The following is a 25,090-nucleotide window of genomic DNA, read 5'->3' as shown; positions in this document are numbered from 1 at the left end:
GTCCCATGGCTTTAAAGCTGAAGTTCACCGTGCTCGCGATCGGCCTGCTGCTCGGCGCCTGCAAAAGCGCCCCGATCAGCTTTCACACCCTGACGCCGACGCAACCGATGGCCGGCCGCGCCGGTTCGGAAATCGCCATCGAAGGCATCAGCGTGCCGCCGCAGGTCGACCGGCCGCAGATCGTCATCCGCCAGGGTAACAGCGGCCTGGCGATTCTCGAGACCGAATGGTGGGGCGCGAGCCTCAGCGATGAATTGCGCAGTGCGCTGGTGGATCAGCTCAGTAATGCCGGCGGCCAGCGTAAAACCTCGGTGCGCATCGATGTGCAACGCTTCGATTCGATTCCCGGGCAATACGGGCTGATCGACGTCAAATGGCGCCTGCGCCAGGCCAACACCGGGGACGACGCCCTGACCGCCTGTCGCTCATTGCTGCAAACCCCGTCCGGGCCGACCATCGACGATCTGGTGGTAGCCCAGCAGAACAACGTCAAGCGCCTGGCTGCGTTGATCAGCCAGGCCTCCACCGGCTCACGCGGCTGCCCACCCTCCTCCTGATCCCTCCTCCAATCGGCAAGACGTACGGCCGCCGTGCAAGCGGCCAGACGCTGCTAATCTGAATGGCAATGACATTTATTAACGATTTCTTTGACGTATTTTTCTCGTTTGCCGCCCTACATTGCCGCGACTCTATTTTTGCAAAGCATTCGCATTTGAATCCCCTGCGGGTGCTCGCAAACCATAACGTCTAAAAACAGGAGCTGCCCCGCCATGAGTCCATCCGTTCCGTCCTTTCTGAAACAGGCCGCGCTGGCGACTGCGCTGCTCGCTGCCGGGCAGGCGTTTGCCGCCGATTCCGTCGGCCTGGTGGTCTACAACGCCCAGCACGAAACCCTGACCAAGGCTTGGGTCGCTGGCTTCACCGAGGAAACCGGGATTCCGGTCACGGTGCGCAACGGCGATGACACGGAAATGGGCAATCAGATCGTGCAGGAAGGCGCGGCGTCGCCGGCGGATGTGTTCCTGACAGAAAACTCCCCGGCCATGGTGCTGGTGGACAACGCCAAGCTGTTCGCGCCCGTGGCTCCGCCGACACTTGAGCAAGTCGACGCGGCGTATCGCCCGGCACACGGCCAATGGGTCGGTATCGCCGCGCGCTCCACGGTGTTCGTCTATAACCCGTCCAAGTTGCCGGAAAAAGACCTGCCCAAATCCCTGATGGATCTGGCGAACCCGGCCTGGAAAGGTCGCTGGGCCGCGTCGCCTGCCGGTGCGGATTTCCAGGCCATCGTCGCCGCCGTGCTGGAGCAGAAAGGCGAAGCCGCCACCCTCGAATGGCTCAAGGGCATGAAAGCCAATTTCACCGCTTACCGTGGCAACAGCTCGGTGCTCAAAGCGGTGAACGCCGGGCAAGTCGACAGCGGTGTGATTTATCACTACTACGCGTTCGTCGATCAGGCCAAGACCGGTGAAAACAGCAAGAACACCGCCCTGCACTACTTCAAGCATCAGGATCCGGGTGCGTTCGTGAGCATTTCCGGCGGAGGCGTGCTGGCCTCCAGCAAACACCAGGAAGACGCGCAGAAATTCCTCCAGTACATCACCGGCAAGCAAGGCCAAGAAGTGCTGCGCACCGGCAAATCCTTTGAATACGCGGTGGGCAAGGACGCTGCTTCCAACCCCAAACTGGTGCCGTTGAAGGACCTGGACGCGCCGAAAGTCGATGCATCGAAGCTCGACAGCAAGAAAGCCGTCGAACTGATGACCCAGGCAGGACTGCTGTAATTGATGCCTGAACCACTGCCCGCGGGGATCGCTGCGGCGCCCTCCGCCCATTTGTCACGCCGGACCCGCGCCCTCAATGGGCGCGGGAGTCCGTGGGTGGTCGTGCTGGCCATCGCGGTGTCGCTGCTGTCGTTGGTGCCGATCGGCTTTGTGATCGGCGTGTCGTGGTACACCGGCTGGGCGACCATCGAAGCCTTGGTCTTCCGCCCTCGGGTCGCCGAGCTGCTGATCAACACCGTGTTGCTGGTGCTGATCACCTTGCCGATCTGCATCGTGCTCGGCACCACTCTAGCCTGGCTGACCGAACGCACCGATCTGCCGGGGCGACGGCTGTGGTCATTGCTGGCGGTCGCACCTCTGGCGGTGCCGGCGTTCGTGCACAGCTACGCGTGGGTCAGCCTGATTCCGTCGATCAATGGATTGCCGGCCGGGGTGCTGGTGTCGGTGATCGCCTATTTTCCGTTCCTGTACCTGCCGATTGCGGCGACGTTGCGTCGTCTCGATCCGGCGATTGAAGACGTCGCCGAATCCCTCGGCCTCAAGCCATGGGCGGTGTTTTTCCGGGTGGTGTTGCCGCAACTGCGGCTGGCGATCTGCGGCGGTGCATTGCTGGTCGGCCTGCACCTGCTGGCCGAATATGGCCTGTACGCGATGATCCGTTTCGACACCTTCACCACGGCGATTTTCGACCAGTTCAAATCGACCTTCAACGGACCCGCCGCCAACATGCTCGCCAGCGTTCTGGCGCTGTGTTGCCTCGCGATGCTGGTGGTGGAATCCGGCGCCCGTGGTCATGCGCGATACGCCCGCGTCGGCTCCGGCAGCGCTCGTGAGCAACGCACCGTGCGCCTGCAACGACGCACCGCCGCGCTGGGATTGTGCCTGCAAGGCCTGACCTGCCTGCTGGCCCTCGGCGTGCCGTTGCTGACCCTTGGCAAGTGGCTGATCGCCGGTGGTGCCGAGGTCTGGCAAGGCAACGAATTGCTGCCGGCGTTGCTGCAGACGCTGTCGTTCGGCGTGGCCGGCGCGCTGTTGACCAGCCTCGCGGCGATCCCGATTGCCTGGCTGTCGATCCGCGCCCCCGGCAAGCTGCAACGCCTGCTCGAAGGCTGCAACTACATCACCAGCGCACTGCCGGGAATCGTCGTGGCTTTGGCACTGGTGACCGTGACCATCCATTTCGCCCGGCCGATCTACCAGACCACGATCACCGTGCTGCTGGCCTACCTGCTGATGTTTCTGCCCCGGGCGCTGGTCAGCCTGCGCGCAGGCTTTGCACAAGCCCCTGTGGAACTGGAAAACATCGCGCAAAGCCTCGGTCGCTCGCCCCTGCGCGCCCTGTGGCTGATCACCTTGCGTCTGGCGGCGCCCGGTGCGGCGGCGGGCGCGGCGCTGGTGTTTCTGGCGATCACCAATGAACTGACCGCGACCCTGCTGCTCGCGCCCAACGGCACGCGCACCCTGGCCACCGGTTTCTGGGCCATGACCAGCGAAATCGACTATGCCGCCGCAGCGCCTTATGCGCTGCTGATGGTGCTGTTGTCGCTGCCGCTCACGGCCATCCTCTATCACCAATCCAGGCGCAGTGCCGGCCGATGAACGCTCTCGACATCATTTCCTTAAGCAAATCCTTTGGCGCGCAAACGGCGCTGGACTCCATCAACCTGTCCGTCCCGACCGGCAGCCGCACGGTGATCGTCGGCCCGTCCGGCTCCGGCAAGACCACCCTGTTGCGGATGATTGCCGGGTTCGAATTCCCCGACGCCGGCAGCCTGACGCTGAACGGCCAGACCTTGGTCGACAGCACCCACGCCGTGCCCGCGTATCAACGGCAGATCGGTTACGTGCCGCAGGACGGCGCGTTGTTTCCGCACATGACCGTGGCCGACAACATCGGCTTCGGGCTGGCGGAAACCGGCAACACCCGAACCGAGCGCATTCAGGCGCTGATGGACAGCGTCGCCCTGAACGCCGACATGGCCGCACGCTGGCCCCACGAATTGTCCGGCGGCCAGCAACAGCGGGTGTCACTCGCCCGGGCACTGGCGCAACGGCCGCGCCTGATGCTGCTCGACGAGCCCTTTTCCGCCCTCGACACCGGCCTGCGAGGCGCCATGCGCAAAATGGTCGCGCGCCTGCTAGAGGACGCCGGCGTGACCACGATTCTGGTGACCCACGATCAGGGCGAAGCGCTGTCGTTCGCCGACCAGTTGGCCGTCATGCGCGACGGTCGTCTGGTGCAGTCGGGACATCCGATGGATCTCTACCGCTACCCCGACGACGAACAGACCGCGCGTTTTCTTGGCGAAGCCGTGGTCATGCCCGCCCGGATCGAAGCCGGTTGGGCCCATTGCGACCTGGGCCGGGTGGCGGTCAACACCAACGGGTTTTCCGGTGCCGCGCAGATCATGCTGCGGCCCGAACAACTGCAACTGTCGGACATTCCCGCCGACCCGGACGGCTGCCACGCGGTGGTCACAGATCGGGACTTTGGCGGCAACGTCTGCACCCTGACGGTGGAACTTCGGTCCCAGGCCAGCCCCGGCCGCTCACTGCTGGTGCGCAGCTCCGGCATGCACGCGCCCCCGGCCGGCAGCGCTGTGCAGTTGTCCATTCTGGGTGCGGCCCACGTCTTCGAAACACCCTGACTACAGGTCGAAGCGATCCACAGCGCGGCGCCGCTCGTTGTCGTCGCGCACGTCATAGTTGGCGGTTGTCTGGATATTGCTGTGATGGGCCAGCTTCTGGGCAATCGACAGGTCGTGCTCTTCGATCACCCGAGTGATGAACGAACGCCGGAAATCATGGGGCATGATCTTCACCCCGACCTGAGTGCCGCGCTGGCGGGCGATGTAATAGATCGCGTGCTTGGTGATGCGCTCGCGGGTGATGTGGCTGCCACGGCGAATACGGTTGAACAGAAACGCGTCGTCGCTCTCGCCTTCCTTGAGTTCCGAGCGACGGAACTCCAGCCACGCATTCAGTTTGGCGAACGCCCAGGCCGGCGCATACTTGATCAGTTGTTTATTGCCCTTGGCAGTGACACAGAGACTGCGCTCTGTAAAGTCGACCTGATTCAGGTCCAGATCCACCGACTCCGACTTGCGCATGCCGGTGCCGTACAACAGCGCAATCACCGCCGCATCACGCAAACCTTGTGGTCGCGGATCGGCCGCGCAGACTTCCATCAATTCATGAATCAGCGTGCGCTTCAGATTGCGCCCCTGAGACAGTCGCGTGCCGGCAATGCCTTTGACCGAGCGCATCTTCAACAGATGTTCCTGGCTGATAAGACTCATGCGCCAGGCTTCATTCATCACACCGCGAATCGCGTTTACATACAGCGAAGAAGTATTCGGTGCGTAGTTGTCCGCGCGCAATGCTGCGACTAACGCAACGACATCATCCGGTTGCAGCCCATGCCAGGGAATGTCCTCAAGGTTCACGTCTTCGAAACCGAGGCGGTCGGCAGCGTCCTGCAACACGTAACGCATGGTCAGTTGGCTGGAGGGCGCCAGGCGCGCCAGATAAACAGTCAGCGGATTGCTGTTGGAGGGTGAGGATTCAGTACTCGACAAGTCAATCAAACGAAACGGCCTTGAATAAGAAACAGTTCAACAAAACAACTAAAAACGGCAACAAAACTTAAATAAGACGGGGCACTTCTGTAGGACTTTTCTACTAAAAACGCCGATGAACGGAAGAAGTCTGAACGGTGGCTGTATAAGTTTCAGATAGACGATTTGCCAACCGCTTTTTCATGTTCCTTTCACAAAAACGCGCATAACCTTAAATGCATCCGGTGGGCCCCGAATGGCTCACAACGTGCCGTCCGGGGACGCAAAAGTCAATCAGGCATTCCCCGGGTGGTACTTCAAACCCTTGAAAACACGTGTTTTTCAGACAATTGGCTGAAGGATGGCTGTCGCCCCGAGGTTCTTATGAGTCAAGCGTTTCTCCCGTTTTCCCGCCCCAGTATCGGCGAAGAAGAAATTGCCGCCGTCGAACAAGTATTGCGTTCGGGCTGGATCACCACCGGGCCGAAGAATCAGGCATTGGAAGAACACTTCGGCAACTATGTCGGCAGTCGGCACGCCGTGGCACTTTCCTCGGCCACCGGTGCCATGCATGTAACTTTACTGGCGCTGGGAATCGGCCCCGGCGACGAAGTCATCACCCCGTCGCAGACCTGGGTGTCCACCGCCAACATGATTTCCCTGCTCGGCGCCACGCCGGTGTTCGTCGATGTCGACCGCGACACCCTGATGACCGACGCCGCGCGCATCGAAGCCGCCATCACCCCGCGCACCAAAGCGATCATTCCCGTGCATTACGCCGGCGCCGCGTTCGACCTTGATCCGCTCTACGCGCTGGCTGACAAGCACGGCATCGCCGTGATCGAAGACGCCGCCCATGCCGCCGGCACCCGCTACAAGGGCCGCCACGTGGGCTCGCAAGGCACCGCGATCTTCTCGTTCCACGCGATCAAGAACATGACCTGCGCCGAAGGCGCGATGTTCGTCACCGACGACGAAGCCTTGGCCAACCGTGTGCGCATGCTCAAGTTTCATGGCCTCGGTGTCGATGCCTACGACCGCCTGACCCACGGCCGCAAACCCCAGGCCCAGGTGATCGAGCCCGGTTTCAAATACAACCTGGCCGACATCAACGCCGCGATTGCGCTGGTGCAACTGGAGCGTCTGGACGCGATCAACGCCCGCCGCACCGAACTGGCCACGCAATACCTGCAAAAACTCGAAGGCCTGCCGGTGCAACCGCTGGCCGTGCCGCCATACGCCCAACAGCACGCCTGGCACCTGTTCATCCTGCGCATCGACAGCGAGCGCTGCGGCATCGACCGCGAAGCCTTCATGAAGGGTTTGCAGGAGCAAGGCATCGGCACCGGCATCCATTTCATCGCCACCCACCTGCACACCTGGTATCGCCAGCGTGACCCGCACCTGTACCTGCCCGACACCGAGTGGAACTCGGCGCGGCTGTGCTCGATTCCCTTGTTTCCCGACATGACCGACCAGGATCTGGACCGGGTCGTCTGGGCCATTGAACACCTGATGGGGAAACGCCCGTGAGACCTTATCCGATTCATTGCGTGTCGATCGTCATCCCGGTCTACAACGAAGAAGACAGCCTGCCGGAACTGCTGCGCCGTACCCAGGCCGCCTGCCAGCAATTGCGGCATGACTACGAAATCGTGCTGGTCGACGACGGCAGCCGCGACGCCTCCGCGCAACTGCTCGAAGACGCCGCGTCCGTCGTGGACAGCCCGTTCGTCGCGGTCATCCTCAACCGCAACTACGGCCAGCACGCGGCGATCATGGCCGGTTTCGAACAGTGCAAGGGCGACGTGGTGATCACCCTCGACGCCGACCTCCAGAACCCGCCGGAAGAAATCCCGCGTCTGGTGGCCGAGGCTGAAAAAGGTTTTGACGTGGTCGGCACCGTGCGCGGCAATCGTCAGGATTCGGCCCTGCGCCGCTATCCGTCGAAACTCATCAACCTCGCGGTGCAGCGCTCCACCGGCGTCGCCATGAGCGACTACGGCTGCATGCTGCGCGCCTACCGCCGCACCATCATCGACGCGATGCTCGCCTGCCGCGAACGCAGCACGTTCATTCCGATCCTCGCCAACAGCTTCGCCCGCCACACCACGGAAATCACCGTGGCCCACGCCGAACGCGAACACGGTGATTCGAAATACAGCCCGATGCGCCTGATCAACCTGATGTTCGACTTGATCACCTGCATGACCACCACGCCTCTGCGCCTGTTGAGCATCGTCGGTTTCGCCATGGCCGGGCTCGGCGTGCTGTTCGCGGCGGCGTTGATCGTCATGCGCCTGGCCTTTGGTGCCGGATGGGCCGGTGATGGCCTGTTCGTGCTGTTCGCTGTGCTGTTCGTGTTCACCGGTGGCCAGTTCATCGGCATGGGCCTGCTGGGCGAATACCTGGGGCGCATGTACAGCGACGTGCGCGCCCGCCCGCGTTTCTTCATCGAAAAGGTCCTGCGCGGCCACCCCGCCTCGCCGGCCCCCGCCATCACCGTTGACGGCCTCACTTCCAACTCCACGTCCGATCAGGTTCTCTCATGAGCGCAAAAACCGTTGTCTTCGCTTACCACGATATTGGCTGCGCCGGCATTCAAGCCCTGCTCGACAGCGGCTACGACATTGCCGCGGTGTTCACCCATGCCGATGACCCGCAGGAAAACGCGTTCTACGCCTCGGTCGCGCAACTGTGCGCCAACAAAGGCATCGCGGTTCATGCACCGGAAGACGCCAACCATCCGTTGTGGATCGAGCGGATTGCCAAGCTCAATCCGGATTACATCTTCTCCTTCTACTATCGCAACCTGCTGAGCGAGCCCTTGCTGGCCACCGCCAAAAAAGGCGCGTTCAACCTGCACGGCTCCCTGCTGCCACGCTACCGTGGTCGCGCCCCGGCCAACTGGGTGCTGGTCAACGGCGAAACCGAGACCGGCGTCACCCTGCACCGCATGGTCAAGCGCGCCGACGCCGGCGCCATCCTCGCCCAACAGCGTGTGGCCATCGAACGCAGCGACACCGCGCTGAGCCTGCACGGCAAACTGCGGATCGCCGCCAGCGACCTGCTGCGCGATGCACTGCCGGCGATGCTTCAAGGCAAAATCACCGAAACCCCGCAAGACGAATCCAAAGCCACGGTGTTCGGCCGTCGCACCGCGGCGGACGGCAAACTGGTCTGGGCCCAACCGGCGGAAAAACTGTTCAACCTCGTACGGGCCGTGACTCAGCCTTACCCCGGCGCCTTCTGCGCCGTGGGTGAGCACAAGCTGATCGTCTGGAGCGCCGACGTGGTCAAGGGCAACGAAGGCCAGGCGCCGGGCCGGGTCATCAGCGTCGACCCGCTGCGCATCGCCTGCGGTGAAGACTCGCTGGTGATCAACGCCGGCCAGCGCAACGACAACGGCCTGTACCTGAGCGGCCCGCAACTGGCCAATGAACTCGGTCTGGTGGACGGCTCGCTGCTGCGCGGCGCCGAGTCCGGTCGTGGCCCGCGCCGCACGCGGGTGCTGATCCTCGGCGTCAACGGTTTCATCGGCAACCATTTGTCCGAGCGCCTGCTGCGCGACGAGCGCTACGAAGTCTATGGCCTGGACATCGGCTCCGACGCCATCGACCGCCTGCGCAGCCACCCGCGTTTTCACTTCGTCGAAGGCGACATCAGCATTCACTCGGAGTGGATCGAGTACCACATCAAGAAATGCGACGTGGTCCTGCCACTGGTGGCCATCGCCACGCCGATCGAATACACGCGCAATCCGCTGCGGGTGTTCGAGCTCGACTTCGAAGAAAACCTGAAACTGGTGCGCTACTGCGTCAAATACAACAAGCGCGTGATTTTCCCGTCGACCTCGGAAGTCTATGGCATGTGCCAGGACAAGCACTTCGACGAGGACAGCTCGAACCTGATCGTCGGCCCGATCAACAAGCAGCGCTGGATCTACTCGGTCTCCAAGCAACTGCTGGACCGGGTGATCTGGGCCTACGGCGCCAAAGGCCTGAACTTCACCCTGTTCCGTCCCTTCAACTGGATGGGTCCACGGCTGGATCGCCTCGATTCGGCGCGTATCGGCAGCTCCCGGGCCATCACCCAATTGATCCTCAATCTGGTGGAAGGCACGCCGATCCGCCTGTTCGACGGCGGCGAGCAGAAACGCTGCTTCACCGACATCGCCGATGGCGTCGAGGCGCTGGCGCGGATCATCGATAACGACAACGACGTCTGCAACGGCCAGATCATCAACATCGGCAACCCGGACAACGAAGCGAGCATTCGTCAGTTGGGCGAAGAACTGTTGCGCCAGTTCGAGGCTCATCCGCTGCGTTCCAACTTCCCGCCGTTCGCCGGTTTCCGCGACGTGGAAAGCAGGGCGTTCTACGGCGCCGGTTACCAGGACGTCGAGCACCGCAAACCGAGCATCGCCAACGCCAAGCGCCTGCTGGACTGGACACCGACCGTGGAAATGCGCGAGACCATCGGCAACACGCTCGACTTCTTCCTGCGTGAAGCAATGGCCGAAATCGAGAGCAAGCGTTGATGCAGGCCGGTTTGCGCATCGATGTCGACACCTTTCGCGGCACCCGCGAAGGCGTGCCGCGCTTGCTGGAAATTCTCGATGAAGCGCAGATCAAGGCGACGTTTTTCTTCAGTGTCGGCCCGGACAACATGGGTCGGCACCTGTGGCGCCTGATCCGTCCGCAGTTCCTCTGGAAAATGCTGCGCTCCAACGCCGCCGGCCTGTACGGCTGGGACATCCTGCTAGCCGGCACGGCGTGGCCGGGCAAACCGATCGGCCGCGACCTCGGGCACCTGATGCGTCAGGCCCGGGCCGCCGGCCACGAGGTCGGCCTGCACGCCTGGGATCACCACGGCTGGCAGGCCAATGCCGGGCGCTGGAGCGATGCGCAACTGGTCGAGCAGATCCGTCAGGGCGTCGACACCTTGAGTGACATTCTTGGCGAAAAGGTCATGTGTTCCGCCGCCGCCGGTTGGCGTGCGGACGAGCGTGTGATCGAAGCCAAACAGGCCTTCGGCTTTCGCTACAACAGCGATTGCCGTGGGCAGCGGCTGTTCCGCCCGTTGCTGTCTGACGGCTCGGTCGGTGCGCCGCAGATTCCGGTGGACTTGCCGACCTTCGATGAAGTGGTCGGGCCGAGTGTGGCGGCGAAGGATTTCAACGCCTTCATCCTCGACCGGTTCCGCCCGGACAACCTCAACGTCTACACCATTCACGCCGAAGTAGAAGGGATTCTGATGGCAGAAGACTTTCGTCGACTGCTGGCCGACGCGCGCCAGCGACATATCCACTTTCAGCCCTTGGGCAATCTGCTGCCCGCGTTTCTCAACACCCTGCCCGTCGGCCGTGTGCAACGCGGTGCCCTCGAAGGCCGCGAAGGCTGGCTGGGAGTGCAAGGCACATGAGCAAACGCTGGGCATTGCCGCTGTTGCTGGGGATTTTCCTGCTGGCCTATCTGCTGCCGCTGGGCAGTCATGGTTTGTGGATTCCCGATGAAACCCGTTATGCGCAGATCAGCCAGGAAATGCTGCTGAGCGGCAACTGGGTGTCGCCGCATTTCATGAACCTGCGTTACTTCGAAAAACCGGCGGCCGGTTACTGGATGATCGCCCTCGGGCAGGCCGTGTTCGGCCAGAACCTGTTCGGCGTGCGGTTTGCCTCGGCCCTGAGCACCGGGCTGAGCGTGCTGCTGTGCTTCCTCATCGCTCGCCGTTTATGGAATGACCCGCGCAAAAGCTTCGTCTGCGCCCTGCTCTACATGAGCTTCGTCATCGTCGCCGGCCAGGCTGGTTACGCCAACCTCGATCCGCAATTCACCTTCTGGGTCAACCTGAGTCTGGTGGCGCTGTGGTTTGCCCTCGACAGCCGCGCCAACGGTCAGCGCCTGGCCGGTTGGGCGGTGTTGGGCCTGGCGTGCGGCATGGGGTTCATGACCAAGGGTTTTCTCGCCTGGCTGCTGCCGGTGCTGATCGCTTTGCCGTGGATGCTCTGGCAAAAACGCTGGAAGGAATTGCTGCTGTACGGCCCGCTGGCCATTGCGGTGGCGATCATCGTCAGCCTGCCGTGGGTGTTGGCGGTGCACGGTCAGGAACCGGATTACTGGCGGTTCTTCTTTTGGCACGAGCACATCCGCCGCTTTGCCGGGGACGATGCCCAGCATGACGCGCCGTGGTGGTTCTACCTGCCGCTGCTGGTGGCGTTCAGTCTGCCGTGGGTCGGAATGTTGCCGGTGGCGCTGAAGCAGGCGTGGCACACCCGCCGCGAAACCGGCATCGCGTTTCTCGGCCTGTGGCTGCTGATGCCGCTGCTGTTCTTCAGCCTGAGCAACGGCAAGCTGCCGACCTACATCCTGCCGTGCCTGCTGCCTCTGGCGTTGCTGCTGGGCCATGCGCTGGCCGATCGCTTGCGTCTGGAGCAAGGCCGGGCGCTGGGCCTCAATGGCCTGCTGAACCTGTTGCTGGGACTGGTCACGTTGATCGGACTGGTTTACGTGCAGTTGAAGCGTCCGCTGTACGACCATGAATTGCACAGCCTGGTTCTGGTGTTCATCGCCCTGACCGGCTGGATCATCAGCAACCTGCTGCAGGCCTTCCGCCCGTTGCAATGCTGGGCGGCGCCGGCGGTGGGGAGCCTGCTGCTGATCGCATTGCTGCCGGCGGCGCTGCCCAAATCGGTGGTGGCGAACAAGATGCCCGACCAATTCGTACTCGCCCACCAGACGGAACTGGCGGCCACCACGCACCTGTTGAGCAACGACCTGGGCGCCGCGTCGGCCCTGTCCTGGCGAGTCAAACGCCCGCAGGTGGCGATGTACAACACGATAGGCGAATTGAAATATGGCCTTGCCTATCCTGATGGCATTCACCAACGGGTCGATCCCGATCAGGTGCAACAGTGGATGCGCGAAGCCCGCAAGACCGGTTCGGTCGGCGTGCTGATGCGGGTCAAGGGGCAAGACGAACTGGACGAACTCGACAGACTGCCCAAGGACGGCGTCCGTTATGAGCAAGGCAATCTGGTGATCGTGATTCTTCCGCAGGAGGCGTCATGAGCCTGTGGCTGCTGTTGCTCGCCTGCCTGCTGACCTGCCTGGGCCAGGTCGCGCAGAAATTCGCCGTCGAGAGCTGGCGCGGTGCGAGCCTGTCGTGGTCGCGCAAACTGCGATCGCCGTGGCTGTGGCTGGCGCTGTTTGCCCTCGGCACCGGTCTGCTGGTGTGGCTGCTGGTGTTGCAGCGCCTGCCGGTCGGCATCGCCTACCCGATGCTCAGCCTCAACTTCGTGATCATCACCTTGATCGCCCGCTTCGTGTTCAAGGAGCCCGTCGACGTTCAACACTGGTTCGGCGTGTTTCTGGTCATCGGTGGCGTGGCGCTGTTGGGGCAACAGTCATGAACCAGCGTCGTGGAATCTTCTTCGCCCTGGCCAGCGTGCTGCTGGTCAGCATGGCGCAACTGAGCATGCGTTGGAGCATGACGCGCCTGCCTCGGCCGGATCAGTGGCTGGCCGCGCCCAGCGTCGATTCAGTCGCGCTGGCCGTGGTGCTCGCGGCGATCTTCGCCTACGCGCTGTCGATGCTCTGCTGGCTCGCCGCCCTGCGCGATCTGCCGCTGGGCCGGGCCTATTCGCTGCTGAGCATCAGCTATGCGCTGGTGTACCTGCTGGCGGCCAGCCTGCCGCTGTTCAACGAATCCTTCAGTTTCTCTAAATCACTGGGCGTGGCGCTGGTCATGCTCGGGGTCATCACCATCAACACTCGTCCGGCCCGTGCGCCCGAATTGAGGAGTTCGCCATGAAAATCACAGTGTTTGGTAGCGGTTATGTCGGCCTGGTGCAGGCCGCCGTGCTGGCCGAAGTCGGCCATGACGTGGTGTGCATGGACATCGACGAGAAAAAAGTCGAGCTGCTGCGCCAGGGCCACGTCAGCATCTTCGAGCCGGGGCTGGCCGGTCTGGTCCGCGAGGGCCTGGACGCCGGACGCCTGCAATTCACCTGCGATGAAAAACTCGCGGTGCAGCACGGCAAGGTCGCGTTCATTGCCGTCGGCACCCCGTCGAAAGAGGACGGTTCGGCCGACCTGCGTTACGTGCTGTCGGTGGGCGACGCCGTGGCCCGTCACCGTGAAAAACCGCTGATTCTGGTGGAGAAATCCACCGTACCTGTCGGCACCGGCGACACCTTGCGCACCCACCTGGACAAAGCGCTGATCAAGGCCGGGCGCCTGTTGCAGTTCGATATCGTGTCCAACCCGGAATTTCTCAAGGAAGGTTCCGCGGTCGCCGATTGCCGCCGGCCAGACCGGATCGTCATCGGCTGCGAGCGCGAAGAAGTGCGCGACGTGATGCGTGACCTGTACTCGCCGTTCAACCGCAACCACGACCGCATCATGTTCATGGACCTGCGCAGCGCCGAACTGACCAAGTACGCCGCCAACTGCATGCTGGCGACCAAGATCAGCTTCATCAACCAGATCGCCGAACTGGCCGAACACTTGGGCGCGGACATCGAATCGGTGCGCCAGGGCATCGGCGCCGACAGCCGCATCGGCTACCACTTCATCTACCCCGGTTGCGGTTACGGCGGTTCGTGTTTCCCCAAAGACATGCGTGCCCTGATCCACAGCGCCGAAGAGGCGCACTGCTCCAGCGATTTGCTGCAAGCGGTGGAAGCGATCAACCAGCGGCAGAAACACAAGCTGTTCGAACGCATCAACGCGTTCTACAAGGGCGAACTGCGCGGCAAGACCTTCGCCCTGTGGGGCCTGGCGTTCAAGCCGAACACCGACGACATGCGCGATGCACCGAGCCGGGTTCTTCTGGAGTCGTTGTGGGCCGCCGGCGCCAGCGTGCGGGCGTTTGACCCGGAAGCGATGCAGGAAACCCAGCATCTGTACCCGGAAGAATCAAAACTGATGCTGATGGGCACCCCGGAATCGGTACTCGCCGGTTCCGACGCGCTGATCATCTGCACCGAATGGCAGCAGTTCAAGGCGCCGGATTTCGACCTGATCCAGCAACGCCTCAAGGCCCCGGTAATCTTCGACGGTCGTAACCTGTACGACGCCGAACGTCTGGCCCGCAACGGCTTCCATTACTTCCCGATGGGCCGTGGCGAATCGCGCACCCTGCCGATTCCGTTGCAGCAATGGCCGCACGCCTCGGACGTGGCTTGATCGGTTTAACCCCTGCCCTGCGCCGGCAGTCCCTGATCGCAGGGCTGCTGGCGTTTTTGCTGTTCATCGCCGGCGTGTACGGGCAGGCACCCATCGGTTTCGACTCGCGCTTCGTGTTGTTCGCCCAGGAAATGCTCCGCCACGGGCCCAGTGTGTTTCCCACCACCTATGGTGAGCCGTACGCCGATTATTCGTCGCTCTCGACCTTGTTCATCTGGCTGTTGTCGTTGCCGTTCGGGACGGTCAACAGCCTGACGGCGTGGCTGCCTAGCGCAGTGGCCGGCGCGGTAATCGTAACGTTGATGTATCGCTTGCTCGCGCCTTCGTCCGTGCGCTGGGCGGTGGTCAGCATCGCGTTGCTGATGCTCACCAGCACCTTCATCACCGAGACCCGTGCGGTGTCGCAGGACCTGATGCTCGCCGCCGTGGCGTTCTCGGTGTTCTACCTCGGCTATGCCCATGACCATTTCGCTGCCGGACGACGCTGGCCGCTGGTGTTCATTCTGTTGCTGCTGGGGTTCGGCATTCGCGGGCCGATCGGGTTGGTGGTGCCGACCGGCATGCTGTGCAGTTACTACCTGCTGGATCGTCAATGGTCGCGCCTGTTGATCTTCGGCGTGCTGGCTTCGCTGTTGCTGGCGGCCTGCGTCGGGCTGTTGTTGTGGCTGGCGGAGGTCAGCGGCGGGCCGGCGTTTCGGCAGGACGTGATCCGCATGCAGTTCATGGGGCGCATGGACGGCAGCGAAGGCGTCAGCGGCTCGCTGTATTACTTCACCAGTTCACTGGGCAACTACGCGCTGGCGTATCCGCTGGCCTTGCTGGCACTGGCAGCGGCGTGGCTGAGCAAGCCCCGGCAACGCGGCCCGGCCTTGCGCCTGGTGCAGTATTGCGCCGCGGCGGGATTGATCGTGATGCTCGGGCTGTCGATTCCCCAGGCGAAAAAGGCCCGTTATTTGCTGCCGATGCTGCCCATGGCGGCGATCATTGCGGCGTATCCGTTTCAGGTGTTGCACGGACGGGTGTTTGCCTGGCTGCGCGTCGGCATGCAGGGATTGTGGTTGTTGATTTCCGCATTGTTGATCGTCTTGTTGTGGGTGGCGAAGCGACGGTTTCCCGAGTCGTTGACCGACCTGACGCTGGTGTTCACCGTCTTGGGCTTCCTGCAACTGGCCGCTTTGTCACGGTTGTGGCTGCCGCGCTGGCGAACGGAAGTCCTCGCGTTCAGCGCTGTTTTGGCGGTCTGGTCGGCGTATGTGCTGGTGTTCGAGCCGGTGGAGCGCCAGCTCTATGACACGCGGACCTTCAGCCAGGCGGCGCTGGCGCGGATCCACGAGCAACCCGCGCCGCTGGTGCTGCATGGCATGGGCAAGGACGCCAAGGCGATCAAGTTCATGGTCAACGTCGAGCAGGATCTGCAACCGCTGTTCACTGAAACCACGCAAGCGCTCGAAGCGCTCAAGGGGCCGGCGTGGCTGATGATGGATCGCAGCGACTTGCAGGCTCTGCAAGGCACGCCGCTCGGAACGCTGCGGCCGGTGCTGAGCGGGCGTTTCGACAAAAACGATTATGTGTTGCTGTGGCTGACGCCTTAACCTGCGCGACGTGATTTCGACAGGGACCGCTGACTGATGACCTTTACCGTGCGACAGGCCCTGGCAGCCGATGCCATCGCCCTCCCCGCCATCGAGCGCTCGGCCGCCGAACTGTTTCGCCTCGACCCTTCACTGGCCTGGCTGACGGATGCCGCCGTGCCGCAGGCGTCGGCGCATTTACCGGCCATTGAACGGGGCGAACTGTGGGTCGCGGAAAACAATGACGGGCAACTTGCAGGTTTTTTAAGGGCGGTGACTGTCGACCAACAGTTGCACATTGAGGAACTGTCCGTCAGCCAACACTTTCAGGGCCGGGGCGTCGGTCGCAAGTTGCTGTTGGCGGCGATTGAACAGGCGCGTCTGTGGCAACTTCGGGCGGTGACGCTGACGACGTTTCGCGATCTGCCGTGGAATGCGCCGTTCTATCAACGCATGGGTTTTACGCTATTGAACGCCGACGACAGCGACGTACGTCTGAGCGATGTATTGCGCGATGAAATCGCTCACGGATTGCCCGGCGAGCGACGTTGCGCCATGCGCCTGGTGCTCACGCCGTCGGCTTGAGATCAACCCCCAGCGCCTGGGCAAACGCCTTGACCAACGGACTGCGCACGGTGTTATGCCGCAGGATCAGATTGAACGGCGTGTCGAAGTGGATCAGCTCCGGGCACACCGCACGAAACTGCCCGGCGGCCACCAGCGTGGCGGCGTAATGCTGCGGTAGAAAGCCCACGAAACGCCCGGTCTTGATCAGCAACGCGACGGCTTCGACCTGGGTCGCCGACGCGGAAAAACTGTCGTAGCGGGCGAAGTTGAGCTTGTCGCGATGGATCGCGTAGCGATGGTTGATGCACTCGTATTCCTGCAGCACGTTGCCGCCCATCTGCTCCGCCGGCATCTCGAACAACGGGTGGCCGACGGCGCAGTAAGCCTGCGAGCGTTCTTCATAGAGTGGGTAATAATCGAACTCTTCACGCTTTTGATAAACCGGGACTATTCCGGCAACTAAGCGACCTTCCACCACGCCTCTTTCCACTTCATCCAACTGGGTTGCCTGAAGTTGAAACCTTACTTTCGGCGAGTGTTCATTTATCTTTTTAAGCGCGGCAACTAACGGCGAATTATCGTCGGTAATAGTGTTATCGATCACTCCCACCCCGAGATCGCCGATAAGTTCGTTCTGCGCTGAACTAAGCCGGTCACGAAAGTTGTCGACCGAGGCAAACAGATCGATCGACGCCTGATACACCAGACGCCCTTCTTCGGTCAGGTGAAACCCTTCGCGCCCCCGGGTGCACAGCCGCATGCCGATGCGGATTTCCAGGTCGGAAATCTGCTTGCTGATCGCGGCCAGGCCCACGTTCAGCTCGTTCTGCGCCGCGCTGAAGCCGCCGGCCTCGACCACCGCCTTGAACACCTTGAGCAGTTTGAAATCCAGTCCGCTGAGGGCCAAAGGTGCCCGGTGAGCGGTTTTGACCGGTGGGTTTCCGGAATTGGAAAGTGGGGTTTCCATAATGCTGATTTACCTCTGGCGCAATGTTCAACAATCTGTGTCCAACAACAAAAACATCGCCGGCTAATAATAATGATCACAGAAAACAAGCCTTGGCAACCGCCAAAAAATCCCGAACATCAGTGCCAACTCACTGATCGCCAAACATTAAAAGCTGACACTTCGATCAGCTCTTGTCTCTTTGCAACTGCCCTCTTGAAAACTGCTTTGGCCTGATTCCGTCCGCTGATTGTTTGGCGCGATATTCAGGGCCCAGCACACCGATTTCAGTTCGCGTTACCGACGAGGAAAACAACAAATGTCTCAAACCACCGACCGTCTCTGGGGTGCCCGTTTCAAAAGCGGCCCGTCCGCAGCCCTGGCGGCCCTGTCCCGTTGCCCCGAGCGCTATTTCCGCCTGACGCCGTACGATCTGGCCGGCTCCAAGGCCCACGCCGGGGAACTGCAACGTGCCGGCCTGCTCGACGAGCAGGAAACCCGCACGATGATCGAAGCCCTGGACGGCATCGGTGCCGATTTCGCTGCCGGGCGCATCGCCCCGACCCTGGACGACGAAGACGTTCACACCTTCATCGAGCGCCTGCTGACCGAACGCCTCGGCGCACTGGGCGGCAAGCTGCGCGCCGGCCGTTCACGCAACGACCAGACCGCCAACGACCTGCGCCTGTTCCTGCGTGATCACGTCCGCACCCTGGCCGTGGAAGTGCTGGCCCTGCAAACGGCGCTGGTGGATCAGGCCGAGCAGCACGTCGAAAGCATCTGCCCCGGTTTCACCCACTTACAGCAAGCGCAACCGATCGTGTTCGCCCACCACTTGCTGGCCCACGCGCAATCGATGTTGCGTGACGTGCAGCGACTGGTGGACTGGGACACCCGCACTTCGCTGTCGCCCCTCGGTGCTGCGGCCATGGCCGGTTCCGCGATCGCTCGTCAGCCGCAACAGTCGGCCAAGGAAATGGGCTACGCCGGGGTCTGCGAAAACTCCATCGACGCTGTGGCCAGCCGCGATCACGTTGCCGAGTTCCTGTTCATCGCCAGCATGCTCGGGATCAACATCTCGCGTCTGGCCGAAGAGTTCTGCCTGTGGTCATCGCGCCAGTTCCGCTGGGTCGATCTGGACGACGCCTACGCCACCGGCAGCTCGATCATGCCGCAGAAGAAAAACCCCGACATCGCCGAACTGGCGCGGGGCAAGGCTGGGCGTCTGATCGGCAACCTGACCGGCCTGCTGTCGACGCTCAAATCCCTGCCGCTGTCGTACAACCGCGACCTGAGCGAAGACAAGAACGGCGTGCTCGACAGCGTCGACACCCTGCTGCTGGTGCTGCCGGCGATGGCCGGGATGGTCGCGACCATGACCGTCAACGTCGAGGAACTGCGCCGTCAGGCGCCGCTGGGTTTCACCCTCGCCACCGAAGTCGCCGACTGGCTGGCGGTGCGCGGCGTGCCGTTCAAGGAAGCGCACGAAATCACCGGGGCGCTAGTTCAGGCCTGCGAAAAACACGACCTCGAATTGTGGGAAGCCTCGCCGGCGTTGCTGGCCGAGATCGACCCGCGCCTTACGGCAGACGTGCGTGACAGCCTGACCCTGGAAGCCGCCATCGCTGCCCGCAGCGGTTGGGGCGGCACCGCGCCGCAGCAGGTTCGCGAGCAGATCGGCCGCCTGAAAACCGCCCTCGCCGCGCAGCAACAGTGGACCGAAAACTACCAGGGCTTCCGCCTCTAAGCCGGGTCCCCCTCCCACCGGGAGGGGGTTGATCGAAAAGTACAGTGTACGGAGAAACACCATGAGCCAGACTCAGGCAGAACGACTCCAGGCGGAGCGCAAACTGGCGGAAAACCAGTTCGACATTACCCAGTACCAGCACGTGCCACGGCGTTATTACGGGCGGATCTTTTTCGCCACCGTGATCGTCATCGCGATCATCGGCCTGGTGCGGGCCTTCGCCGAAGGCAAGATCGAATGGTCGTACATCGGCCAGTTCCTCACCTCCGAAGCGATCATGTGGGGCCTGTTCAACACGATCATCATGGCCGTGCTGGCCATGGCGCTGGGCATCGTGTTCGGGGTGATCACCGCGATCATGCGCATGTCGGCCAACCCGATCCTGCGCTACGTGGCCGTGACCTACACCTGGCTGTTTCGCGGTACGCCGCTGATTCTGCAACTGCTGTTGTGGTTCAACCTGGCGCTGATCTTCCCCACCATCGGCATTCCCGGTCTGCTCGAACTCGACACCGTGAGCCTGATGACCCCGTTCGTGGCCGCCCTGCTCGGCTTGAGCATCAACCAGGGCGCCTACACCGCTGAAGTGGTGCGCGCCGGCCTGCTGTCGGTGGACACCGGTCAGTACGAAGCAGCCAAGTCGATCGGCATGCCGCGCCTGCAGGCGCTGCGCCGGATCATCCTGCCCCAGGCCATGCGGATCATCATTCCGCCGGTCGGCAACGAATTCATCGGCATGGTGAAAATGACCTCGCTGGCGAGCGTCATCCAGTACTCGGAACTGCTCTACAACGCCCAGAACATCTACTACGCCAACGCCCGGGTCATGGAGCTGCTGATCGTCGCCGGTATCTGGTACCTGGCCACCGTCACCGTCCTGTCCTTTGGTCAAAGCCGTCTGGAGCGTCGTTTCGCTCGCGGCGCCGGCAAGCGTTCTTGAGGAGTCGAACATGAGAAGCATCGTCAAGGCCGTGAGCCTGAACAAATATTACGACCAGTACCACGCGCTCAAGGACATCAACATCGAGGTCGAGCAAGGCGAAGTGCTGTGCATCATCGGCCCGTCCGGCTCGGGCAAGAGCACCCTGCTGCGCTGCGTCAACCAACTGGAAAAGATCGACAAGGGCGGCCTCTGGGTCGACGGCGAACTGGTCGGCTACCGCGTGGTCGGGCACAAGCTGCACGAACTCAACGAGTCGCAGATCGCCCGTCAGCGCCTGGCCACCGGCATGGTGTTCCAGCGCTTCAACCTGTTCCCGCACATGACCGTGCTGCAAAACATCATCGAAGGCCCGTGCCAGGTGCTCAAGCGTTCGCCCAAGGAGGCGCACGAAGAAGCCCTGGAACTGCTGGCCCGGGTCGGCCTGGCCGACAAACGCAACAGCTACCCGATCGAGTTGTCGGGCGGTCAGCAGCAACGGGTGGCGATTGCCCGCGCCCTGGCCATGCGACCCAAGCTGATGCTGTTCGATGAACCCACTTCGGCACTCGACCCGGAACTGGTCGGTGAGGTGCTGTCGGTGATGCGCGATCTGGCGCAGACCGGCATGACCATGATCGTCGTCACCCATGAACTGGGCTTCGCCCGGGAGGTTTCCAACCGCATGGTGTTCATGGACGGCGGCCAGATCGTGGAGGCTGGAAGCCCCGAAGAAATACTAATAAGTCCGCAAAACCCGCGCACCCAAAGCTTCATTTCTGCCGTTCGAACCTGAGGCCCCTTTGGCCTTCACAACACTCATAAGAGAACGTCCATGAAGAACTTCGTCATTCCAGCAGTACTCACCTCCCTCATGTCTTGCGGTTTCGCCGTGGCCACCGAGTTGCCGGCCAGCATCAAGGAAAAAGGCGAGATCGTCGTCGCGATCATGCCCAACTATCCGCCGATGGATTTCAAGGACCCGGCCACCAACAAGCTCACCGGCCTGGACTACGACCTGGGCAACGCCCTGGCCGAACGCCTCGGGGTGAAGATCAAGTGGCAGGAAACCGGCTTCGAGCAAATGATCAACGCCCTGACCACCGACCGCGTGGACATGGTCCTGTCAGGCATGACCGACACCGCCGAGCGTCAGGCCAGCGTGACCTTCGTCGACTACTTCACCAGCGGCCCGCAGTTCTACACCCTGCAGAAGAACGCAGCGACCAACGAAATCATCGACCTGTGCGGCAAGAAAGTCGGCACCAGCCGCCGCACCACCTTCCCGGCGGAAATCGCCGCGTGGAGCAAGGAAAACTGTGAAGCCGCGGGTAAACCTGCGATCAACGTGATCGGCACCGAAGGCTCGGCCGACGCCCGCGCCCAACTGCGCCAGAGCCGAATCGATGCGGCGATGCAGGGCAGCGAGACTCTGTCGTACCTCAAGACCCAGGAAAAGGACATGTACAAGACGGTCGGCCAGCCGATCTCCGTGCAGTTCACCGGATTGGGGGTGAGCAAGAAGAAACCTGAGCTGAGTGAAGCGGTGAAGGTGGCGTTGCAGAGCATGGTGGATGACGGCAGCTATAACGCGATTCTGAAGAAGTGGGATCTGGAGTTGGGTGCGATCAAGGATGTGACCATTAACGCGGGCAAGTAATCCGGTCAGCGCCGACCCAACCGGTCGGCGCTTTTTCATGAACAGCTGGAGCGCCCTTGATGTCCTCCTTGCAACCCACCTGGCCCGACCAGCACAAAGCCTGCCTCGCCTTGGCCTTCGACCTCGACGGCCCGACCGGCGATGCCATGCTCAACAACTCGATCTGGCACAAACCCGAATACTTCGGCTTCGGCGGCTACGGCCCGTACCGCGCCCTGCCGCGCCTGCTGGATCTGCTCGACACCTTCAAGATCCCGACCACTTTCTTCGTCCCCGCCTGGGTCGTGGAAAACTGGCCGAAACAGTGCCAGGCCATCGTCGAGCGCGGCCATGAAGTCGCCTACCACGGCTACAAGCACGAATCCTTCTACGCCCTGACGCTGGACCAGCAGCAGGCCGTGATGAACAAATCCCGCGACGTGTTCTGGCAATACCTGCACATCCGCGCCGAGGGTTTTCGCACCCCGTCCGGCGACTGGCGTGCCGAAACCCCGGCGATGCTGGCCGACAACGGCGTCATCTATTCCAGCAGCATGCGCGGCGATGATCGCCCGTATCTGGTCAACGTCCCCGGCCACGACACACCGCTGGTGGAAATCCCCGGTCGCTGGGAAATGGACGACTACGCCTCCCTCGCCTACACCCGCGCACCGAACTTTCCGTCCGGGCTCGACCGCACCGCCAGCTACGAGCTGACCCTCGACAACTGGCAACGCGAGTACGACGGCGCGATGGACGAAGGCCTGTGCCTGACTACCCTGTTCCACCCGAAAGTCACCGGCAAACCGGGGCGCATCCTGTTGCTGGAGAAACTCTTCGAACATATGCGCCAGCGCGATGACGTGTGGTTCGCCACCTGCCGCGACGTCGCCCGCTGGTGGCTGAAGGAGCATCACCATGGCTGACGCTGACAACCTCTGGCCCGCCGGCAAACGCTGCACGGTGGTGCTGACCGTCGATTACAACGACATCCACGGCATTCTCACCCAGGCCCCGGAAGTCGCCGGGCGCGACAAGACGCTGTCGGTGTGGCGCTACGGCACGCAACGCGGCGTCGAGCGATTGCTCGGCCTGTTCAGGGAACTCGGGGTGCGCAGCAGTTGGTTCGTGCCCGGCATCGTTGCCGAGGAAAACCCACAGCACATCGCAGCCATCCAGGCTGGCGGGCATGAGATCGCCTGTGCCGGTTACCGCCATCAGGATTACGACACGCTGGATCTGGCGGCGCAAAGTGCGGAAGTCGCCAAGGGTTGTGCAGCGCTGGAAGCATTGACCGGCGTGCCTCCAACCGGTTTCCGGATTCCCGCAGGCAACGGCGCGCCGGGCTTCATCGAAGCCTTGAGAGACCACGGCATTCAATGGTCGTCATCATGGCGTGGCGATGACCTGCCGTTCTTGCACCCGACCGCCCCCGAAGTGGTCGAGTTGCCGCTGCATTACGAACTGGAAGACGAGCCTTACTTCGCCTTCAACCTGAGCCCGGCCGTGCCGCCGGCGCAATCGCGGATCGCTTCCTACAGCCACACCCTGGGCAACCTGCAAATGGACTTCGCCGGATTCCACCGCTTCGGCCTGTGTTACGTGCTGCGCCTGCACCCGGAAATCATCGCCACACCGGGGCGCATCGGCGTGCTGCGCGAATTGCTGCAAGGCATTCAGCAACATGACGACGTGTGGATCGCCACCGGCGCTGAGGTCGCGCAGTGGTGGGCGCAAACGGCGGCGCCGGTCGCGCAGGATCATCCGGCGTCGGTGTATGAGCGCCATTATCGGGACTACCTCGTATGACCGAACGCATGCAGCGGCTGGCGCAGTTTTGCGTCGAAACAGGGTTTGAAGATCTGCCGCCGGCTTTAGTGGAGCAGGCCAAGCGGCACATTCTCGACACCTTCGGCGCGGCGCTGGCCGGGGCCGACAGCGCGGTGGCGCTTCAGGCGCGGCAGGTTTTCGGCGCCGAGCCGGGCACCGCGCTGGTCTGGGGTTCGTCATTGCGCGTCGGCGCGGGACATGCGGCGTTGCTCAACGGCATCGCTGCCCATGCGCTGGAACTGGACGACACCGGCGGCTGCGATCACTCCGGCGCGGTGGTGTTGCCGGCAGTGATGGCGGCGCTGTCGCTCGTGGATCGGCCGGTGGACGGTCGCGAGTTCATCACCGCTGTGGTGATCGGCTACGAAATCGGCCGGCGGGTGCTGGAAGCCTGCGGCAGTTATTCGGCGCACAACGGCGCCGGTTGGCATTCGACCGCCACTTGCGGCGTGTTCGGCGCGGCGGCGGCCTGTGCGCGGATCTTTGCGCTGGATATCGGGCAAACCGTGTCGGCGCTGGGCATCGCCGGCAGTTTCAGCGGCGGGTTGTGGGCGTTCATTCACGACGGTTCGCAAAGCAAGAAACTGCACAGCGGCCGCGCAGCCGAGGGTGGCTTGCTCGCGGCGCGTTTTGCCCGTGAAGGCGTCAGTGGGCCGTCGGTGTTGTTCGAGGATGTCTGGGGTGGGTTTCTCAAGACGCTGGCGCCGGGCAGCGCGCAACCGGATGCGCTGGATGTCGAACTGGGGCGCGTCTGGAAACTCGCGCGCTGTTCGATCAAACCCTACGCCGCTTGCCGTGGCACCCATTCGGCTATCGATGCGCTCGGGCTGCTGCTGGAGCAACTGCAGATCGGCGCCGATCAGGTGGAAGACGTCCAGGTGAACCTGTGCGGGTTTCTGCTCGACATGTGCGGCGGTCGCGACATCCAAAGTCTGGCCGCCGCGCAGATGAGCCTGCCCTACGCCCTCGCCGCGCGACTGGTGCACGGTCATTGCCGATTGGAGGCTTACGACGAACAGCCACGCAACGATCCGCGCATCGCTCAATGGCTGACGCGCATTCGCCTTGAAGTGGATGAGCGACTGTCGGAGGATGGCGAGCCAGTGGTCGTTGTGCGAGCCCGCGACGGGCGTGAGGCGAGCCTGTGTATCGAGGTGCCGCTGGGCGCGCCGGGCAATCCGCTGAGCGAGGCGGCGCTGGAGGAAAAGTTTTTCAGTCTGGCGTTGCGGGTCATTTCTCCGGTCAAGGCCGAGCCGTTACTGGCGCAACTGCGGCAACTGCAAACGCTGGATTCCGTGCGCGATCTCGAGCATCTGTTAACCGAATAAGGACATTTGATTTT

General features: G+C 62.6%; 23 protein-coding genes. 21 read left to right on the top strand and 2 right to left on the bottom strand.

The annotated features are described in order from the left end of the window. The first annotated feature begins 5 nt into the window (after positions 1-5). The 4 genes from PMI24_RS03740 (at position 6) to PMI24_RS03725 (ending at position 4,432) form a co-directional block, all read left to right on the top strand. Positions 6-557, top strand: a complete 552-nt coding sequence (locus PMI24_RS03740; RefSeq protein WP_007951302.1) for a PqiC family protein — start codon at positions 6-8, stop codon at positions 555-557. A 213-nt stretch (positions 558-770) separates the two neighbouring features. Then, entirely contained in the window at positions 771-1,784 is a 1,014-nt protein-coding gene (locus tag PMI24_RS03735) for an iron ABC transporter substrate-binding protein (RefSeq protein WP_007951301.1), read from the top strand. A gap of 3 nt (positions 1,785-1,787) precedes the next feature. Further along, the gene (locus PMI24_RS03730; protein WP_007951300.1) at positions 1,788-3,383 is read left to right on the top strand and encodes an ABC transporter permease; all 1,596 of its coding nucleotides are present in this window, start codon (positions 1,788-1,790) and stop codon (positions 3,381-3,383) included. Continuing rightward, on the top strand, positions 3,380-4,432 hold the full coding sequence (locus PMI24_RS03725) for an ABC transporter ATP-binding protein (protein WP_007951299.1): 1,053 nt from the start codon (positions 3,380-3,382) through the stop codon (positions 4,430-4,432). Before PMI24_RS03730 ends, PMI24_RS03725 begins: the two co-directional genes overlap by 4 nt. Here PMI24_RS03725 and PMI24_RS03720 read toward each other — a convergent pair whose 3' ends face one another. After that, entirely contained in the window at positions 4,433-5,278 is an 846-nt protein-coding gene (locus PMI24_RS03720) for a site-specific integrase (RefSeq protein WP_238553809.1), read from the bottom strand. Between the two features lie 447 nt (positions 5,279-5,725). Here PMI24_RS03720 and arnB point away from each other — a divergent pair, with 447 nt between their 5' ends. The 10 genes from arnB to PMI24_RS03670 are packed head-to-tail and all read left to right on the top strand — an operon-like array spanning position 5,726 to position 16,685. Further along, on the top strand, positions 5,726-6,874 hold the full coding sequence (gene arnB, locus PMI24_RS03715; RefSeq protein WP_007951297.1) for a UDP-4-amino-4-deoxy-L-arabinose aminotransferase: 1,149 nt from the start codon (positions 5,726-5,728) through the stop codon (positions 6,872-6,874). Next, on the top strand, positions 6,871-7,893 hold the full coding sequence (arnC, locus tag PMI24_RS03710; RefSeq protein ID WP_007951296.1) for an undecaprenyl-phosphate 4-deoxy-4-formamido-L-arabinose transferase: 1,023 nt from the start codon (positions 6,871-6,873) through the stop codon (positions 7,891-7,893). Before arnB ends, arnC begins: the two co-directional genes overlap by 4 nt. Then, positions 7,890-9,881: a bifunctional UDP-4-amino-4-deoxy-L-arabinose formyltransferase/UDP-glucuronic acid oxidase ArnA gene (arnA, locus tag PMI24_RS03705; protein ID WP_007951295.1), complete on the top strand. Its 1,992-nt coding sequence runs from the start codon at positions 7,890-7,892 to the stop codon at positions 9,879-9,881. The genes arnC and arnA overlap by 4 nt, the downstream gene beginning before the upstream one ends. After that, the gene (gene arnD / locus PMI24_RS03700) at positions 9,881-10,765 is read left to right on the top strand and encodes a 4-deoxy-4-formamido-L-arabinose-phosphoundecaprenol deformylase (RefSeq protein WP_007951294.1); all 885 of its coding nucleotides are present in this window, start codon (positions 9,881-9,883) and stop codon (positions 10,763-10,765) included. The genes arnA and arnD overlap by 1 nt, the downstream gene beginning before the upstream one ends. Continuing rightward, on the top strand, positions 10,762-12,411 hold the full coding sequence (arnT, locus tag PMI24_RS03695; protein WP_007951293.1) for a lipid IV(A) 4-amino-4-deoxy-L-arabinosyltransferase: 1,650 nt from the start codon (positions 10,762-10,764) through the stop codon (positions 12,409-12,411). The genes arnD and arnT overlap by 4 nt, the downstream gene beginning before the upstream one ends. Further along, the gene (gene arnE, locus PMI24_RS03690; RefSeq protein ID WP_007951292.1) at positions 12,408-12,752 is read left to right on the top strand and encodes a 4-amino-4-deoxy-L-arabinose-phosphoundecaprenol flippase subunit ArnE; all 345 of its coding nucleotides are present in this window, start codon (positions 12,408-12,410) and stop codon (positions 12,750-12,752) included. The genes arnT and arnE overlap by 4 nt, the downstream gene beginning before the upstream one ends. After that, entirely contained in the window at positions 12,749-13,153 is a 405-nt protein-coding gene (arnF, locus tag PMI24_RS03685) for a 4-amino-4-deoxy-L-arabinose-phosphoundecaprenol flippase subunit ArnF (RefSeq protein WP_007951291.1), read from the top strand. The genes arnE and arnF overlap by 4 nt, the downstream gene beginning before the upstream one ends. Next, positions 13,150-14,529, top strand: coding sequence for a UDP-glucose dehydrogenase family protein (locus PMI24_RS03680; RefSeq protein ID WP_007951290.1), 1,380 nt, complete (start codon positions 13,150-13,152; stop codon positions 14,527-14,529). Before arnF ends, PMI24_RS03680 begins: the two co-directional genes overlap by 4 nt. After that, positions 14,502-16,121 (top strand): ArnT family glycosyltransferase, encoded by a 1,620-nt coding sequence (locus PMI24_RS03675; protein ID WP_007951289.1) that lies wholly within the window; start codon positions 14,502-14,504, stop codon positions 16,119-16,121. The genes PMI24_RS03680 and PMI24_RS03675 overlap by 28 nt, the downstream gene beginning before the upstream one ends. A gap of 36 nt (positions 16,122-16,157) precedes the next feature. Then, positions 16,158-16,685, top strand: coding sequence for a GNAT family N-acetyltransferase (locus tag PMI24_RS03670; RefSeq protein ID WP_007951288.1), 528 nt, complete (start codon positions 16,158-16,160; stop codon positions 16,683-16,685). Here the strand turns inward: PMI24_RS03670 and PMI24_RS03665 are convergent. Continuing rightward, a complete protein-coding gene (locus tag PMI24_RS03665) occupies positions 16,669-17,634 on the bottom strand; it encodes a LysR family transcriptional regulator (protein ID WP_007951287.1) in 966 nt (321 codons plus the stop codon). The genes PMI24_RS03670 and PMI24_RS03665 overlap by 17 nt on opposite strands. A 298-nt stretch (positions 17,635-17,932) precedes the next feature. Here PMI24_RS03665 and argH point away from each other — a divergent pair, with 298 nt between their 5' ends. The 7 genes from argH (at position 17,933) to PMI24_RS03630 (ending at position 25,076) form a co-directional block, all read left to right on the top strand. Continuing rightward, positions 17,933-19,360, top strand: a complete 1,428-nt coding sequence (argH, locus tag PMI24_RS03660; RefSeq protein ID WP_007951286.1) for an argininosuccinate lyase — start codon at positions 17,933-17,935, stop codon at positions 19,358-19,360. A 61-nt stretch (positions 19,361-19,421) separates the two neighbouring features. Then, complete coding sequence (locus PMI24_RS03655) at positions 19,422-20,300, top strand: amino acid ABC transporter permease (protein ID WP_007951285.1); 879 nt, start codon at positions 19,422-19,424, stop codon at positions 20,298-20,300. 10 nt (positions 20,301-20,310) lie between these two features. Then, complete coding sequence (locus PMI24_RS03650) at positions 20,311-21,075, top strand: amino acid ABC transporter ATP-binding protein (protein ID WP_007951284.1); 765 nt, start codon at positions 20,311-20,313, stop codon at positions 21,073-21,075. 39 nt (positions 21,076-21,114) lie between these two features. After that, complete coding sequence (locus PMI24_RS03645) at positions 21,115-21,939, top strand: ABC transporter substrate-binding protein (RefSeq protein ID WP_007951283.1); 825 nt, start codon at positions 21,115-21,117, stop codon at positions 21,937-21,939. Positions 21,940-21,995: 56 nt separating this feature from the next. Continuing rightward, a complete protein-coding gene (locus tag PMI24_RS03640; RefSeq protein ID WP_177323236.1) occupies positions 21,996-22,844 on the top strand; it encodes a polysaccharide deacetylase family protein in 849 nt (282 codons plus the stop codon). After that, positions 22,837-23,727: a polysaccharide deacetylase family protein gene (locus tag PMI24_RS03635; protein ID WP_007951281.1), complete on the top strand. Its 891-nt coding sequence runs from the start codon at positions 22,837-22,839 to the stop codon at positions 23,725-23,727. The genes PMI24_RS03640 and PMI24_RS03635 overlap by 8 nt, the downstream gene beginning before the upstream one ends. Continuing rightward, positions 23,724-25,076 (top strand): MmgE/PrpD family protein, encoded by a 1,353-nt coding sequence (locus PMI24_RS03630; RefSeq protein ID WP_007951280.1) that lies wholly within the window; start codon positions 23,724-23,726, stop codon positions 25,074-25,076. Before PMI24_RS03635 ends, PMI24_RS03630 begins: the two co-directional genes overlap by 4 nt. Positions 25,077-25,090 lie beyond the last annotated feature (14 nt).

Source organism: Pseudomonas sp. GM25 (assembly GCF_000282255.1).
Taxonomy (GTDB): Bacteria; Pseudomonadota; Gammaproteobacteria; order Pseudomonadales; family Pseudomonadaceae; genus Aquipseudomonas; species Aquipseudomonas aphyarum.
The sequence above is the reverse complement of the archived record's forward strand: the minus strand, read 5'-3'. Positions and strand labels throughout refer to the sequence as shown.